The 14703-nt window shown below is 54.8% G+C and carries 17 protein-coding genes; 5 read left to right on the top strand and 12 right to left on the bottom strand.

Going from position 1 to position 14703, the window contains the following annotated elements; translation table 11 throughout:
• Window positions 1-97: 97 nt before the first annotated feature.
• Window positions 98-571, top strand: coding sequence for an SRPBCC family protein (locus ACR0DG_RS16840; RefSeq protein ID WP_480698749.1), 474 nt, complete (start codon window positions 98-100; stop codon window positions 569-571).
• A gap of 802 nt (window positions 572-1373) precedes the next feature.
• Here the strand turns inward: ACR0DG_RS16840 and ACR0DG_RS16845 are convergent.
• The 3 genes from ACR0DG_RS16845 to ACR0DG_RS16855 form a co-directional block, all read right to left on the bottom strand.
• A complete protein-coding gene (locus tag ACR0DG_RS16845; RefSeq protein WP_480698751.1) occupies window positions 1374-2729 on the bottom strand; it encodes an acetyl-CoA hydrolase/transferase family protein in 1356 nt (451 codons plus the stop codon).
• A gap of 226 nt (window positions 2730-2955) precedes the next feature.
• The gene (locus ACR0DG_RS16850; protein ID WP_480698753.1) at window positions 2956-3603 is read right to left on the bottom strand and encodes an RraA family protein; all 648 of its coding nucleotides are present in this window, start codon (window positions 3601-3603) and stop codon (window positions 2956-2958) included.
• 3 nt (window positions 3604-3606) lie between these two features.
• Window positions 3607-4839 (bottom strand): aminotransferase-like domain-containing protein, encoded by a 1233-nt coding sequence (locus tag ACR0DG_RS16855; RefSeq protein ID WP_480698755.1) that lies wholly within the window; start codon window positions 4837-4839, stop codon window positions 3607-3609.
• A gap of 125 nt (window positions 4840-4964) precedes the next feature.
• Here ACR0DG_RS16855 and ACR0DG_RS16860 point away from each other — a divergent pair, with 125 nt between their 5' ends.
• A complete protein-coding gene (locus tag ACR0DG_RS16860; RefSeq protein ID WP_480698757.1) occupies window positions 4965-5429 on the top strand; it encodes an Lrp/AsnC family transcriptional regulator in 465 nt (154 codons plus the stop codon).
• Between the two features lie 412 nt (window positions 5430-5841).
• Here ACR0DG_RS16860 and ACR0DG_RS16865 read toward each other — a convergent pair whose 3' ends face one another.
• From ACR0DG_RS16865 to ACR0DG_RS16880, 4 genes are all read right to left on the bottom strand, one after another.
• A complete protein-coding gene (locus tag ACR0DG_RS16865) occupies window positions 5842-6273 on the bottom strand; it encodes a superoxide dismutase family protein (protein WP_480707231.1) in 432 nt (143 codons plus the stop codon).
• A gap of 355 nt (window positions 6274-6628) precedes the next feature.
• Window positions 6629-7792: an FAD binding domain-containing protein gene (locus ACR0DG_RS16870; protein ID WP_480698761.1), complete on the bottom strand. Its 1164-nt coding sequence runs from the start codon at window positions 7790-7792 to the stop codon at window positions 6629-6631.
• A gap of 452 nt (window positions 7793-8244) precedes the next feature.
• Window positions 8245-8652 carry an LLM class flavin-dependent oxidoreductase gene (locus ACR0DG_RS16875; RefSeq protein WP_480698763.1) on the bottom strand — a complete coding sequence of 136 codons (408 nt, stop codon included), beginning with the start codon at window positions 8650-8652 and terminating at the stop codon, window positions 8245-8247.
• A gap of 446 nt (window positions 8653-9098) precedes the next feature.
• Complete coding sequence (locus tag ACR0DG_RS16880) at window positions 9099-9482, bottom strand: DsbA family protein (RefSeq protein WP_480698765.1); 384 nt, start codon at window positions 9480-9482, stop codon at window positions 9099-9101.
• Window positions 9483-9597: 115 nt separating this feature from the next.
• Between ACR0DG_RS16880 and ACR0DG_RS16885 the strand changes: the two genes are divergently transcribed.
• Window positions 9598-10521: a LysR family transcriptional regulator gene (locus ACR0DG_RS16885; protein ID WP_480698767.1), complete on the top strand. Its 924-nt coding sequence runs from the start codon at window positions 9598-9600 to the stop codon at window positions 10519-10521.
• Window positions 10522-10599: 78 nt separating this feature from the next.
• Here ACR0DG_RS16885 and ACR0DG_RS16890 read toward each other — a convergent pair whose 3' ends face one another.
• The 5 genes from ACR0DG_RS16890 to ACR0DG_RS16910 all read right to left on the bottom strand — a co-directional run bounded on the left by ACR0DG_RS16890 (window position 10600) and on the right by ACR0DG_RS16910 (window position 13052).
• On the bottom strand, window positions 10600-10899 hold the full coding sequence (locus ACR0DG_RS16890; RefSeq protein WP_480698769.1) for a DsbA family oxidoreductase: 300 nt from the start codon (window positions 10897-10899) through the stop codon (window positions 10600-10602).
• A 6-nt stretch (window positions 10900-10905) separates the two neighbouring features.
• Window positions 10906-11052 (bottom strand): hypothetical protein, encoded by a 147-nt coding sequence (locus ACR0DG_RS16895; protein WP_480698771.1) that lies wholly within the window; start codon window positions 11050-11052, stop codon window positions 10906-10908.
• A gap of 33 nt (window positions 11053-11085) precedes the next feature.
• Complete coding sequence (locus ACR0DG_RS16900) at window positions 11086-11235, bottom strand: DsbA family oxidoreductase (RefSeq protein WP_480698773.1); 150 nt, start codon at window positions 11233-11235, stop codon at window positions 11086-11088.
• A gap of 236 nt (window positions 11236-11471) precedes the next feature.
• Window positions 11472-12572 (bottom strand): NAD(P)/FAD-dependent oxidoreductase, encoded by a 1101-nt coding sequence (locus ACR0DG_RS16905; protein ID WP_480707233.1) that lies wholly within the window; start codon window positions 12570-12572, stop codon window positions 11472-11474.
• 147 nt (window positions 12573-12719) lie between these two features.
• A complete protein-coding gene (locus tag ACR0DG_RS16910) occupies window positions 12720-13052 on the bottom strand; it encodes a Crp/Fnr family transcriptional regulator (RefSeq protein ID WP_480698777.1) in 333 nt (110 codons plus the stop codon).
• A gap of 439 nt (window positions 13053-13491) precedes the next feature.
• Here ACR0DG_RS16910 and ACR0DG_RS16915 point away from each other — a divergent pair, with 439 nt between their 5' ends.
• Together ACR0DG_RS16915 and ACR0DG_RS16920 are read left to right on the top strand one after the other, a co-directional pair.
• Window positions 13492-13833: a copper resistance CopC family protein gene (locus ACR0DG_RS16915; protein ID WP_480698779.1), complete on the top strand. Its 342-nt coding sequence runs from the start codon at window positions 13492-13494 to the stop codon at window positions 13831-13833.
• Entirely contained in the window at window positions 13830-14702 is an 873-nt protein-coding gene (locus ACR0DG_RS16920) for a copper resistance D family protein (RefSeq protein WP_480707235.1), read from the top strand. The genes ACR0DG_RS16915 and ACR0DG_RS16920 overlap by 4 nt, the downstream gene beginning before the upstream one ends.
• The last annotated feature ends 1 nt before the right edge of the window (window position 14703 follow it).

A 14703-nucleotide genomic window follows, 5' to 3' on the forward strand; every position in this document is an offset into this window, starting at 1 on the left:
GACATTTCGACCGCCTCCATGCGCCAATAAGCCTGCGAAGACTCTCATCATGAGGCAAGAAGATTCTGCTGCTTTTAAACTCTCGAAAGGAAACAACATGACTTCCAAAATCAGTCTCTCAGCCATTGCCGCCAGTCTGCTTTGCGCCTCGATGGCGTGTTCAGGAGAGTTTCAGGTAAAACGGTCCCTAGAACTTTCACCTTCAACGCCAAAGGTTTGGCACCTGATCGGTGACTTTTGCGATATTGATGATTGGCATCCGAATGTATCGTCGTGTGCGCTGAAAGTCATGGATGGCTCGCTGGTCCGCGTGTTGACCACAGAAGCCGGAGACCAGATGGTTCAAAAGCGCATCGCGCAAGAAGAAGGGCTTTCCTACACATACAAGATGGTCAGCTCCTCTATGCCCTTAGAGAAATACACGGCCACATTGTCAGTACAGCCCGGGGAGAGCCTGTTCATCGAGTGGATTGCGAATTTCTCATCCGATGACCCCGCGATGGAAAGCTATGTGGTCGACAACATTGAAACCGGATTGTCAGCGATAGAAAGCAGCCTTGCATCGCATTGATATCGGATCCGCAGCATCCGAAAAGTCAGGTGTAGGGAACTCCATTCCAACGCCTGACAATGCGACTTGTTTTCGCTCGGTTAAGTGGCGAATGCAACGCATTCAAAGCATCGCAGAAACAACGTTTGAGTATCAGGAGGCCTGCATGCTTGCGTCATGATTTCTTGGATCCGTCGCGGGCTGTCTGCCTGCTGATCGCCCATCAACGACCTCCATGGTGGGTCCATGGTACCGTGATTGCCTGTCACATAGCCTCCGTTCGCCGCACTTACCGGAAGTCGATATTGGCCAAGGTGATAAGAGCGGACTTTGCAGTCATCCGAATTTTTACTCGAACGGGCCGCAGTCAACTCGATCCGCTCCATGTACCGATCCGTTGCCTAAGCCGAAGCCTTAAATGGCACGCCTTTTCCATTTGGAGTTACCGTCGGCTCGAAAACTTGCCTCGCCATTTCGGCGCGATGCTATTTCCGCATAACCTCGCGTTGATCCTTAGCGTCGACACGCGATTTGATACGACGCCGGGTGAGAAGTCGATAGGTTCTCGCAGCGCACGTACCCCGGATCTCGATGACGATTATCAGAAAGCTTGGAGTTTCAGGAATCAGATAATGGCGTGAGCAATACTGCGGACCGCACTGTTTGGGAATTAATGACCTCTCGTTCCCGCTGTGTGTCTTGAGACAACGACAAAATCCCATTCAGTGCGTCTCGAAATGCCCATCATCGTGGCCGTTTCCAGTAGCACCAGCCCTATCTCTTAAATTTCCAGTATCAGAGCCAACGCGTTCGTCCGGTAAATTTAACCCTCGCTGTTACCTGTCGGTAGAGATGCGCCAACAGGGTAGACCGTCTGTGGGATCAGCCCATACCCGCGCGCGTCGCGTTCTAGCTCTTCGCGAAAGTCGGGATGTGCGATCGAAATCAATCCGCGTGCGCGTTCCGCCACAGATTGGCCTTTGAGGTTGACCATTCCATATTCAGTAACGACATACATTTGATCCATCCGGGTCGTTGTAACCGTATTGCCCGGTGTCAGGTTTAGTACGATACGGCTTTTACGCACCTCTCCTTTCGAGAAAACTGACGAGAGGCATATAAACGACTTGCCGCCTTCGGATGCATAGGCTCCGCGCACAAATTGCAACTGACCGCCCGTGCCACTGATATGTCGGAACCCATCGGATTCCGAGGCAGCCTGCCCCGTCAAATCGACCTGAGTTGTGTTGTTGATCGCCACAACACGGTCGTTTTGCATGATGATGTGAGGCGGGTTTGTATAATCCGCCGGGCAGCAGTGGAACTCTGGGTTGTCGTCAATCGTCTCATAAAGGCGACGGCTGCCAAGCGCGAAGCCGTAGGTGTGCTTGCCCTTGTCCAAATTCTTGTGCGCGCCGGTGGCCTGACCGGAACGCACAAGATCCACCATGCTATCGGTCAGCATCTCAGAATGAATGCCAAGGTCTTTCGCGCCGCTGTCCAATAGCGAGGCGCAAACGGCATTCGGCATGCCCCCTATGCCAACTTGGATGCAAGAGCCATCTTCGATCTCTGAGGCAACAAGCGCCCCGACCGCACGATCCACATCCGTGACTGGCAAATCTGGTAATTCGGTTGCGGGTGTGTTGTCACCGTCAATGACAAAATCAACTTCGCTTTCGTTAATACCGCACTCCAAACCGTGGGTGTAGGGAAGGCCTTCTGTTACTTCGACGATAACGGTTCTAGCTGCTTTCAGAATGGCGCCATGCCATAGGTTTGTGCCGCCAAAGTTATAGTACCCGTTCGCGTCCTTAGGGTGTACTTTGATCACCGCGACGTCGCCGGGGTCGATAAATCGGCGGTAATAATCCGGGATCTCACCCAGATTAATCGGCATATAGTGCGCGATCCCCTTGTCGCTTTTGTTTCGGTCGTAGCCGGAGAAATGCCAACTGAACCAGTGGAAATGCTTGCCCTCCGGGTCGGCTTCCAAAACTGCGCGGGGTTTGACCGTGATGCATGAGCGGAATTTGACATCGCTGAGTTCGGCAACCCGCTTCGCAAGGGCGGCATCAAAAACATCGGGCTGGCCAATGGTCACGCCATAATCAATCCAATGCCCTGAGCGGACGAGTTGCGCCGCCTCTTGCGCGGAAATGTGGCGTGGCGTTTTCAAACCCTTACCCTCCCCATGGGCTTTGCACGCAGTGTAACTTCTTTTTACGTAACAATCAGCTGTGCCGTCTTATCCAACAAGGCTAGCATTGAAACTCGAGATGACCAGCCGCCAAGCCACATAGTCGAACGGTCCGATCATCGTCTATCAAGTAGCGAATTGCGCGGATTGCTTCCATCACTACAACGTGAGCCGAACAATTGCGGTTTCGGAACGGCTCATGCCCTCATAGCCCAAAAACTTTCGTGGCACGTTGGCCTGCTCTCAGCCCGGCGATCCATTCAGCCTCTTTGGCGATTTTGTCTTTCGCATCAGGCAGCAAATCACGGGCAGTATCCGAAGAAAGGGTAACAAGCCCGTCGCGATCGCCCAAGATCAGGTCCCCCGACGCTATCCTGCATCCGCCGAAAGAAACGGATGCGTTGACCTCTCCGGCGCTGGCGCTGGTCGGGCCTCGGGGCGTGACGCTGCGGGCGAAGACGGGAAAATCCGTCCATGAGCCCAGCGTGTCTATATCGCGCACGGCCCCGTCGACGATCACACCTTTGCAGCCAAGGGCCCTCAGATGCCCGCCCAGAATTTCGCCGATCATGGCGAATTCGGTTTCGCCACTAGCGGCGATCACAACAACGTCGCCGGGTTTTGCATGATCCAGCACATGAATGACCGCACCAAAATCCGGTGGCGAAACCGCAACAGTTATGGCCCGCCCCAGTAAATGCAGTGGCTCGGTTCCCAAGGTCTGCGCCCGGATCGCAGGATCAATCAGGCAGGATGGCTGCAAATCGGCCACGATACTTGCGGGCACTCCTTGCCACGCCTCGGTCTGGTCCTGACTGACAGAGGCCTTTTCGGGATGGACGGTTACCGGCATTCTTTACCCTTTCTCGTTGAGCAGACGTTCGACCGCTTTGGCCAATCTTCGAACGGCCTCGGTCAAATTGGCCCCGTCGTTCAAGGTGAAATTCAGACGGATCCCCTGCCGGTACTCCCCATGGGCATCAAAAACACTACTGGGCGAGATGCAGACCTTTTCCTCCAGCGCAATCTCGAACAGACGGTCGGTGTCGATACGTTCCTCGCGCGTTTGGGCCCAGACAAACATACCGCCGGTGGGCACCTCCCATTCGAACCAATCGGCCAGATGGGTTGTCAGGGCCGTACACAGGGCATCGCGTCGTCTACGATAGAGGTCGAGGACCTTGGGCTGGCTTGCCCCGATCAGGTCGGATTTCAGGATTTCATAGGTTATTCGCTGCGTGATGCCGCTTGTGCACATGTCCGACCCCTGTTTGGCAAGCGTCAGGGCGGCAATCATCTCGGGCTTGGCAATCACCCAGCCCACACGCAGGCCGGGGGCGATCAATTTTGACATCGTGCCAAGATAGACGGTGTTGGACACATCCCCGGTCTGAAGGGCCAGATCAAGCAAGTTCGGGGGCATAGGCCCATCATAGCAAAGGCTGCCATAGGGATCGTCCTCGACTAGCCAAGCCCCAGTTTGATGGGATGCGGCCAGCAACGCTTGCCGCGCCTCCAGCCCAACCAATCGCCCGGTGGGGTTTGAGAAGTTGGGCACAGTATAGGCGAACTTTGCGCCGCTCATCGCCTCAAACGGATCGAACCCTGCGGCATTCAAATCCATGTTCCGATAGCGCGGGCGGCGGGGGCGCCAAGCATCAAGGGCCCCGAGATAGGTTGGAAACTGTCCCGCAACCAGATCCCCTTCGTCCAGCAAGACCTTTCCCAGCAGGTCGAGCGCCTGCATCCCGCTTGTTGTAATCAACACGTTTGCGGCTGTCAGTTTTACGTTTCCAGTTGAAAACCGCTGCGCGACGATCTCGCGCAGTTCCGGAAGGCCTTCGATCGGGCCATACCCCAGCGTCTCGGCCGGATGGGCCTGGATAACCTGTCGGGCCAGTTCAGCGATCTGGCGACCGGGATAGGTGGTGGGTTCGGGCAGACCCCCTGCGATATTCAGCAGACCAGGAATTTGACCAGCGGCCAGAAAGGCCCGCGTGATTTCATTCGTCTCGGATAACCAATCGGCAAAACCTGCAGGGTTTACAACCCGCTCACCTGCACTGTCTAACCTGCTTTCCAACCTCATATCGGATCTCCTGCATGGTACAGTAGTAGGATAGCCATATTCGCACGCGCTATCTCGGCGTTTTTTTCTTTATCACTGTAACATTTAATGGTTTCCGCTAATATTGAGCCGAATATTAGGGGATTATGACAGTGACCGCGCTGGATGACATTGACAAACGCATTCTTGCGGAACTCAGGCGCGATGGACGTCTTGCTATCAGCGATCTTGCCGAAATCGTCGGGCTCTCGCCCACGCCCTGCGCCCGCCGCGTCAGAAAATTGGAACAGACGGGTATCATTCGTGGGTATCACGCAGACATCTCACCCGAGAATCTTGGCATACAGATTTGTGTGCTGATCTCCGTGAAATTGGCCAAACATAACCCAGACGGCCACGCGGTGTTCCAACAGACCGTCAGACAAAGCCCCGAGGTTACGGAATGTCTGATGGTGACCGGCGCCGAGGACTATATTCTAAAGGCTTGGTTTCCGGATATCGACGCCCTGCGCCTGTTCATCACAACCACGGTGCAAAACCTGCCCGAAGTCGCGGAAACCTCGACGATGTTGGTTGTGGGACAATCGGAAACCGGGTTCGGGAAGATGTGATCCTTACGATTTCATGGCGAAAACCCGCGCCCGCAAGATACCAAATGGACGGCAATCTCAGGGCGGTCCAGGTGGTCCAGGTGGTCCTTCGCCAAAAGTTGGATAGGACATTAAGATATTTTTAGGGTCGAATTAGAAAATGCTTCGGCTATCGCAGCAGTCATTGAAATTCAGGTAATCTAGGCCTTCTTCGCGGGCGGCCCAATCCACTACACTGTTTCGATGTTGCAGCCACAATCCGTAGTCCGGACTATGGCTGCAACTTCCAGATTTTCCCTTGATCAGGTGACCTGAGATCGAGACTTTTCTGCCATTGATCTTTGCGGCAGAAATGACCAGCTTCAACGCATTCAGGTTGCGCTAGCTTATGGTTGCTCCAAAGAAGCACGACCCCTTCGGCATCTAATCTGGTTTAGCTGGCTTGAACGACACCGCACACAATGCGCGGACCTGCACCTCCTATTGGCTGTGTCACTTGGTCATCGGCATTGGCGTGGATCACTATCGCTGTTCCGTCATCGTCAAGAAGCGGCAGATCTCCACTGTTCAAAAATACGTCATTCTTGAAGAACTGCATTTCTCCAACGCCGTCTGTGCCAACATAGATGTTCCGTAGGTCGCCCATGCCCGGTCCATTTGCATTCAGAAGACCGTGTTCACCTTCGCCTTCGCCGTGGTGTCCCTTGGAAGACTTGAACCCAGTATCCGCCGCACACTCAGCCCGTGAATGCAAATGAATCCCTTTTGCACCGGGTTCCAGGCCGCTCACGCGTACATGCACCAGTACCCCATGGGGCGTTTGCGTCAAATGCGCTGCGCCAATGGCCTTACCTTCGATATCCATCAATTCTACAGATGCGGTTGGTTTGCGATCTCCTTTTCTTACCAATTGATGGTTTCTCTGAACCGGAGTGGCGAAACAGCACTCTCGCCTGGAAAATCAATGATTTCTGTGATTTACAACACATCCACTGTGCTTTCTTCGGCGAGGCCATCAATCCTTTCCTTTAGGATCTGCTCCGCCTTACAATGATACCTTCAAGATAGGATCGTCGCGGGCGGCACATGCGGAAACGCCTTGCCATTTGAAGGCGGCCCTCTTGGTTTTCGTCAGAGCCGTCTTGGGATCACAGAAAGGGCACGCGTCGCTTGTATGCATGACGACATTGGTCCTTTCGTTGCCCTTTCAGGTAGAGATCCTATCCGACCCGCTCACTCTTATCTTTGCGAAACAGAATGCTGTCGCCCGCTTGGGTGCCCTGACGGTACAGCATCGTCCCCAGCATCAACTGGCCCGGCTCCCAGCGTCGCAGCGCTGTATCGACGTCGTCGGGGTGGCGGGTCAGCGCGTCATACAGCGCAAGGGCATTCGCCGCTGCTTTGGACGTGCTTGCCGCGGTATGTGGCCGGGGGACGAAAGCTGCATCGCCAAGCAGGATGATGCGTCCCTGCACCATGTTCGGCACGGTTAGGTCGCGGATCGCCTGCGCGAAGGGTTCCTGTGTCGAAAGAACCGCCTCGCGGAATGGCTTTGGCAAGAACGCTTCAGCCTCTTGATAAACATGCGCCTTCCAGGTGTCGGACAGCTTTCCCTCGGGCATCGAGTATCCACGCTGTTTGCCGTTCTTATCGATCATGATCTTACTGAGAGTCTCGTGGTCCGCGACACGGTACCAAACCCAGTTGTAAAACCGCTTGCCAGGCTCTGTCGCGTTTCCCTCTCCCGGAACAAGGTAGCCCAGAATGTGCGACCCTTTGGTATTGGCGAAACCAAAATCGCCGGCCAGACCATCTCGGGCAGCTGGGGTCAGTTCTTGCTCGGGGACCAAACCGCGCCAGGCAAGATAGCCAGCGTAAGTCGCTTGCGCGTCCGGCCAAATCAGCTGGCGCACGGTCGAGCCATTTCCATCGGCCCCCACAAGGAGGTCTGCGGTCTCGCGCGAGCCACCTTCGAAGATCGCGGTCACGGTTTTGGCGTCTTCGTTCTGCTCGATGGATGTCAGAACCCGACCCCGGTGATAATGTCCATCGCCGAACGCCTCCTTCATCGTGGTGTAGATCAAAGACCAGGACGTCTGCATTTGCTGCGCGGGGCGTTTGTCCTGTATGCTGCCATCTTTGCGGTAGACGATCCGGTTTTTGGACCGAACGCCAAGGCGCATGGTGCTGGTATTGACACCCGCTTCGCGGAACACCTCAACCACGTCCGGTTGCAGCACGACTCCGCCACCCCGACTGTCGAGATCTTGTGCCGAGCGCTCGTAGATATCGACCTCCCATCCGGCTTTTTTGAGCATGTTGCCCGCAAAGAGGCCACCCAGAGAGCCGCCGATGACAATGGCCCTGTTTTTGTGATTGGACATATCATTCATCCTTTTTCCGCTGTCTCAGTGGTCTGAGTTCAAGCTATTGCTTGTTGGATGCCATGATAATTACGCGGTTTTCGTCAACATCTTTGCATCTTGCGCAACGCTATTGAGAGGAGGTAAGTACGGCAAAACCTCTGCACCCAATTCTTCGATCACCTCGGAAGCCGGTCGCGTACTGTGCCGCAAATTGATCATCACATGATGGACGCCAAGGGTCTTTAAGTTCTCCAGATGGTCAATCAACCGATTCCGCCCAAAGCGGAAGCCAAGGAAAATAGGGTTTGCAGACGCGTCGGGATCATCGGTCAGATCGACGAAGAGTGATTGCGCGAAAGGTTTGAAGTTGCCCTGCGCGCGCTGGTCCAAGGCGGTGTGCCACAACCCGATACGACGTCGCTGGTCTTCGATATCACGGGGGTAGGAAATCCATCCATATGCTCAGCAATCTATTGCACGCTTTGCTGCCCGCTGCCGGCTGCAAAGATCGGAAGGCGCGGCGCGGTTGGCCTAGGAAGCAGATCAAGACCGCCATCAAAGGACGTGCGCTCAGACGTGAACCGAGGGAAATCATGCTCGGTCAGGTAACGGATCGTCTTGATGCCGTCCCTATATGCTGCGCCGCGACCGGTATGATCATAGCCGAAAGCGGGGTACTCCGTTGCACGATCGCTGGAAGCCGCACCCAGCATGAAGCGGCCACCCGACAGCACATCCAATGATGCCGAGGCTTTTGTGACGTGAATGGGATGGCGCAACGGCAGCACGATGCCTGCCGTCGACAAGGCGATGGTTTTTGTCCGCGCCGCCTGTTCCAGCTGTCCCATCATGTTCGGAATGCCGTTTGTAAGCGACACGGTTGGCATCATCAGGCCAAGCGACAGGTGTCAAGGTGCGAAGGTTCGGGAAAAGCCCCGGTGCGAGGCGTTTGGATTGGTTAGTGTCATTGTGAAACTTCCTTATTCTGAAGGATATCCGGACCATCAAATGAGCCCCACGGGGCCCAGGCGATCATCACGGCCGCGGACAGGTCAGATGCGGATCCATCGGATGCAAAACTGTCGGCGAATTTTGGGTGCATTGACATGCGTGCTGTCTTGCGGTGTGTTTTGGGGCCTTGAGACATCATTGGTTCTCTTCCTTTTTGTCACGCCACAGCCACGACGTTCGTTGGGTCGACACCCACATTTGGCAGGGTCATCAAAGCCTTGGCTTCGAGTGTTTCAGAGATTGGAGTTTGAAATTCATCAAAGGGGATTGGGCCGTCTTGCCCAACCCAAGTTGCCCATCAGAGGCCTTGCCACTAACCCGCAGCGCACTGGCCTGCTGACTTCTGGTGTGCCGCCGACCGAATTAACTGCGCCAGTACATCCGTAGGCTTTGCGCCGCTTACAATTGTGCCTTCGATATCGAATTGCGGAACACCCCGCACGCCAGAGCGCGTTTCGGCATCCAGCGACTGGCTCCGCTCCCACGAACCGAACTTCATCGACCGGTAGACTTTGCGGTCCATCCCCTCTTTCCGCATGTGGGGATTGAGTTCGAAAGGTTGCCAACGAAGTTTAACCTTGATGTCGTCCGATAGCATCGCCAGCGCATTCTCAAGCCGTTTTTCACCAATGCGACACCACGGACAGATGAAATCCGAGGTCATGGCGATGTCTATGACAGTCTTATCGGTGGCCATGGTTGTGCTCCCAATGCTTGGTTTGAGAGGAATATGATCCAGTAGCGTTATGTTGATAATCTCCCAAGAATAGACAATAGTATTGCGCAATACGCAACGATGGCTAGGAGTATGGATGGACTACTTTGCCGCCCTTCGCGCGTTTCGCGCCGTAGTCGAGGAAGACGGCTTCGCGCCCGCCGCGCGTCGTATGGGGATGGCTACGTCATCGCTCACGCGGCAAGTAAATTCACTTGAGGCAAGCCTCGGCACGCAACTTTTGAACCGGTCGACCCGAAGCGTAACGCTGACCGATACGGGCGCGCGTTATCTGGATCAGACCATTCTGGTGCTCGACGCCCTTGATGATGCAAACCGTAACGTCAGTGAAGCGGACGGCGCGCCTCGTGGGTTGCTCAGAATCTCGATGCCGGTTGTCTTCGGCTCGATGCATGTGGCCCCTGCGATGGGTTCGTTTATGCGGCGGTGCCCCGAGATTGAACTGGATTTCCAGCTGAGCGACGGTTTCGTTAACCTGGTCGAGGATCGGATCGATATCGCAATCCGCATTGGCAGGCTCGACAGTAGCAGCCTGATTGCGCGTAAACTCGCGCCACACAGGCGGCTGATATGCGCTAGCCCTGACTATCTGGGTGAACGCGGTACCCCGCAACACCCCGACGAGCTGAAAGATCACAACTGTCTCTGCTTTGCATTCACAGACGGAGATCGCACGTGGCGCATGGAAAAAGACGGGAAGAGTCTAAACCTGAAGGTCAAAGGAAGCATGGTCGCCAACAACTCCGAGATGCTGCGTCAAACCGCGATCAACGGTGGCGGTCTTTTGATGGTGCCGAGTTGGCTGGTGGGCGAGGATCTTAAAGCGGGGCGATTGACCCAGGTTTTGCCGGATTGGACTGCCGGGCATGGCGAAACAGATACGGCAATCCATGCAGTTTATTTGCCAAACAGGCGGGGATCAAAAAAGGTCACGGCGTTCATCGAACACCTGCGCAACCATTTCGGCACGCCGCCCTATTGGGAAACCGCAGTGGGATAACACGGCTGTAGGGCTGAATACCCCGAAGAATCTGAATTGCGCGACGGTACTGCGAAACCAGTGCCGTCGCACGATGCTTTATGCAGACTGATCAGACGCATTCAGCTGGGCCAATCCAGCTTTAAAGGTCGCCAGATTGGCCTTACCGGGTAACCGCAGCTTTCGACCCGTGACGGTGTCTGTCCGAAAAATCGACGGAAAACCTTGGGCACAAAGGGCTAGACCTTCACTCAACGAACGATCCACCCGCGCTCGATAATCGCCATTGTCGATTGCGTCAGAGACCACCGCAGGATCAAGACCTACCTGCCTAGCTACGTACTCGATCACCTCGCGCGATCCGATGTCCCGCCCGTCTTCGAAAAATGCCTTGAACATCGCTTTTTAAAAAGCGTCGAAATGCGGTGTTTCTTTGGCGTATTCGGCAGCGGCCAACGCGTCCTTGCTGTAGGGTTGGAACGGCGGCAGTTTCAGGGGCAACCCGCGCTCTTCCGCCAGCGGATAGACAGAGCGGGCCCAGACATCGTGCAAGTAATCCCCATCAGAGTCGAGCGTTGCGTTTGGTTAGGGACGCAGTTCAAACGCGTGCCAGTTTACGGTAATCGGCCGATCCTGGTCGGCCTCCAATGCGTCGAGCGCCGGAAATTCCAGATAGCAGTAGGGGCAGACGTAGTCCGACCATATGTCGATAACGATAGGGTGTGGTTTTGACATGGTGTCACCTCGCGAAATGCGGTTGCGCTCAGAACTTGGAAACCGAGTTGGGCGAAGGGAATTGGCGAACTTTCGCGATCTGCGTTGCACGGTGTTCAACGGCTCGGGCAGACCGACACAATTCAAAGTGGCAGTGATGTTGAGAAAGAGTGAGATAAAGCCTTTTGATCAATCAAGAACTGTTGGATCGCGCATCATTGCTTTCAACAAAACCGAAAACGACAGCGCTGGCAGTTTCAGCCATTCAAATGCGCCCAAACCTGTGAAATCACGACCGACCCTTCTCCAACTGCGGCGGCGACACGCTTCACGGACTTTGCGCGCACGTCACCTACTGCGTAAAGGCCAGGGCATGAGGTTGCAAAAGAAGCGCTCGAACCTGCTTCCGCCCCGGTGAGGACGAAACCCCGCGAGTCCAGCTGACAGTTTCTAGACAGCCAGTCCGTATTGGGTGCCGCGCCGACCATGATGAACGCGGCCTTGCAATCAAGTTGCCAATCCTTGCCGTCGCAATCAATCGTAACGCTGCTCATCTCCTTTTCGCCCTGATACGTCTTTAGCTGCGACTTGTAGTGGATCGTCACCGCCGGATCGCTTTCCAGACGTGACAACAAGTAATCCGACATTGACGCTGCTAAGCTGTCGCCCCTGACCAGTACATGCACATGTCTTGCAGATCGTGAAAGATACATGGCCGCCTGGCCGGCGGAGTTGCCGCCCCCAACAACGATCACATCGGAATCCCTGCAATATCTTGCTTCCATTTCTGTCGCGGCGTAATAGATGCCAAGCCCTTCGAATTCCTCCAGTTTTTCCAAGGGCAAACGGCGGTATTGTACACCGGTCGCCACAACAACCGCACGGGCGCGCAGTATCTGACCATCGTCCAGCAGCAAGCAGAATACACCGTCAGCATTCCGCTCAAGCTGTTCGGCCCGCCTGGGTCTGACAAACCGGGTGCCAAACTTCATGGCCTGCACTTCCCCGCGCCACACAAGGTCCGAGCCGGAGATGCCGGTTGGAAAGCCCATATAGTTTTCAATTCGACTGGATGTACCCGCCTGTCCAACGACGGCCAGATCTTCGACAACAACCGCCGAAAGCCCTTCGGCACCCGCGTAAACGGCAGCCGCTACCCCAGCCGGCCCACCACCGACGATCAGGACATCTATGATTTCTTCGCACGCGAAGGACTGCTCAAGACCAAGTAGGCGGGCAATTTTTGCCGGGGTAGGGGTGTCAACGACAAGCTCTTTCCCAAATACCACAGCAGGCACTTGATGTTGAATGTGGCACCTGTGCGCGACCTCGGTCGCATCGGCGGAACCGACGTCCATAGTGCGAAACGGGATTTTATTACGGACCGCAAACTCTTCGATTCGGCGAATATTGCGGTCCCGGTCAGCACCGATCAATGTCAGAGAACTGTCTCCGTCTTCTATCTGGCGGCGTCGGCGGGCTGCGAAGACTGAAATGACGATGTCCTACATCTCAGGGATTTGAGCCATGGCCTCCAGCATCTTTTCACGCGGAACGGCAATGACGCGCGTCGTCTCTTTCGCGCGAAGGGGTAAGGTATAGAAGCCACCGCTCAGAAATCCGATTTCACCGATGAACTGCGTTGGCCCCAGAGAATTCGGCAGGTAAACTTCTCTGGATTTGGGATCAATCACTTCTACCCGGCCTTCCAGAATGTAGATGAAAAAAACCATTGGATCGCCGACGTCGGCAATTATGTGACCTGCTTGATATTCAACCTGACGTCCCAACACCTTTAGTTTTTCCACATGGCTCTCGCTCTGGGGTGTACGTGTCATTTGACGGAGATCGGCGGCTAAGCTTTCCATCTAAGCCCTCTCATAAATTCACCCTAAAAGAAATAGACCGGCGATTGACTATGTCATTTGGTTAGTATTGGCAGAGCGACCAGGAGGTATGACAAAATTGACTGAGCAACTAAAATTCACAAGCCGGGTTTATCCGCGGTCTGTGGTCCGATTTTCAGCAATGCACTTGCAGCGAAGGTCCGTTTTCTACCCACTATGAAATTGATACTGCAGGCTGGGTGCAATTTTTGCATATGCGATCGGCGGCAGCAATTAGAGAAAAGCAGAGCACCCCATGTCCGGCTCTGATGACCCAGCCGCGCAACAACAAACCGCCTCCATTGTTCAGGCGGGTGCTGGACGCGGTTTTTTCAAACTGTTTGAATACCAGTCAGTTCATGCCGTGCGCCAACGAATTGAGGGATGCCCAATGAAGAAGATGCTAATGCTCGCACTGATGGTTTCGCTGCCAAGTGGCGTACTGGCGCATTCCAAGATTGAGGAGACGACCCCCGGCGACGGAACCACGGTAACCGACGTACCCGCTGAAATTGGCCTCAACTTCTCAGATGATATCCGATTAACGCGGGTTGAAATGGTGCACGAAGAGCATTCGGCCGTGGGTTTGGATTTGGGTAATCAGACGAGCTTTGATCAGGTCTTCACCATCCCACTCCCAAGCAGTGGAAGCGGAACATATGTCATCGAGTGGCGTGGTCTGGGTGAAGACGGTCACGCGATGCAAGGCGAGTTTTCCTTTACCGTAGAATGAGCATGCCAGACATTTGGGGAATTGCTGCGATCCTCGCAAAACTTGTTTTGTACGTGGGCTTTGTGGGATCCACCGGACTGGTTATTGTGATGTGCCTGTATTCCGGCTTGGCAACCCTCATCAGCGAAACGATGAAACGCCAAGCCATTATCCTGGCCTGGCTTGCCCTTGTCGCAACAGTACTTGGTTTCATGCTTCGTGGTGCCGCCTTAACGGGCGGAGCCGATGGCATGGTCGACCCTGAAATGTTGGGTTTACTTTGGCAGACATCGGTCGGTGAGGTCCTTGTTTCCCGTCTTGCGGGCGCGGTTTTGATCCTTATCGGGCTTTCTGTTCAAGGCTTTGGGCGATGGATCGCGCTCGCCGGTGGTGTTTTGGCTTTGTGGTCTTTTACGCAGATTGGACATGTACCGCAGCTTGAACGCTTTGGTGTTCAGGCCTTGCTTTTGCTGCATCTGGCGTGCGTTGCCTTTTGGGTAGGTATCTTCAGCCCTTTGCGGACTATGGCTCGAATGCCCGAACACCTTACAGATGCTGCAACACTGGGGCACCGCTTTGGGCAAGCTGCCACCGTGATTGTACCGATATTGATCATAGCGGGTCTTTGGATGGGCTGGCTACTTGTCGGCGATCTCAACGCGCTTTTCTTCACAAGCTACGGGCAGGTGTTGTTGTTGAAAGTGTTACTCGTGGGGCTGTTATTGATCCTTGCCGCTGCGAACAAGCTACGGTTTATTCCAGCCATGCGAAACCAAGACGCAAAGGCGGCCGGCAACCTTGCCCGATCCATCGAGGTTGAAGCCGTCATCGTATTTTTCGTGCTTGCAGCAACAGCCACACTAACGACCGTGCTTACGCTGCCGAACTGAG

The organism is Ruegeria sp. BG8 (genome assembly GCF_056538325.1).

Coding starts and splice junctions, on each gene's coding strand:
- ACR0DG_RS16840 (WP_480698749.1), top strand. CDS start 98: ATGACTTCCAAAATCAGTCTCTCAGCCATTGCCGCCAGTCTGCTTTGC.
- ACR0DG_RS16850 (WP_480698753.1), bottom strand. CDS start 3,603: ATGCCGGTAACCGTCCATCCCGAAAAGGCCTCTGTCAGTCAGGACCAG.
- ACR0DG_RS16855 (WP_480698755.1), bottom strand. CDS start 4,839: ATGAGGTTGGAAAGCAGGTTAGACAGTGCAGGTGAGCGGGTTGTAAAC.
- ACR0DG_RS16860 (WP_480698757.1), top strand. CDS start 4,965: ATGACAGTGACCGCGCTGGATGACATTGACAAACGCATTCTTGCGGAA.
- ACR0DG_RS16865 (WP_480707231.1), bottom strand. CDS start 6,273: ATGGATATCGAAGGTAAGGCCATTGGCGCAGCGCATTTGACGCAAACG.
- ACR0DG_RS16870 (WP_480698761.1), bottom strand. CDS start 7,792: ATGTCCAATCACAAAAACAGGGCCATTGTCATCGGCGGCTCTCTGGGT.
- ACR0DG_RS16880 (WP_480698765.1), bottom strand. CDS start 9,482: ATGGCCACCGATAAGACTGTCATAGACATCGCCATGACCTCGGATTTC.
- ACR0DG_RS16885 (WP_480698767.1), top strand. CDS start 9,598: ATGGACTACTTTGCCGCCCTTCGCGCGTTTCGCGCCGTAGTCGAGGAA.
- ACR0DG_RS16890 (WP_480698769.1), bottom strand. CDS start 10,899: ATGTTCAAGGCATTTTTCGAAGACGGGCGGGACATCGGATCGCGCGAG.
- ACR0DG_RS16900 (WP_480698773.1), bottom strand. CDS start 11,235: ATGTCAAAACCACACCCTATCGTTATCGACATATGGTCGGACTACGTC.
- ACR0DG_RS16905 (WP_480707233.1), bottom strand. CDS start 12,572: ATGGACGTCGGTTCCGCCGATGCGACCGAGGTCGCGCACAGGTGCCAC.
- ACR0DG_RS16910 (WP_480698777.1), bottom strand. CDS start 13,052: ATGACACGTACACCCCAGAGCGAGAGCCATGTGGAAAAACTAAAGGTG.
- ACR0DG_RS16915 (WP_480698779.1), top strand. CDS start 13,492: ATGAAGAAGATGCTAATGCTCGCACTGATGGTTTCGCTGCCAAGTGGC.
- ACR0DG_RS16920 (WP_480707235.1), top strand. CDS start 13,830: ATGAGCATGCCAGACATTTGGGGAATTGCTGCGATCCTCGCAAAACTT.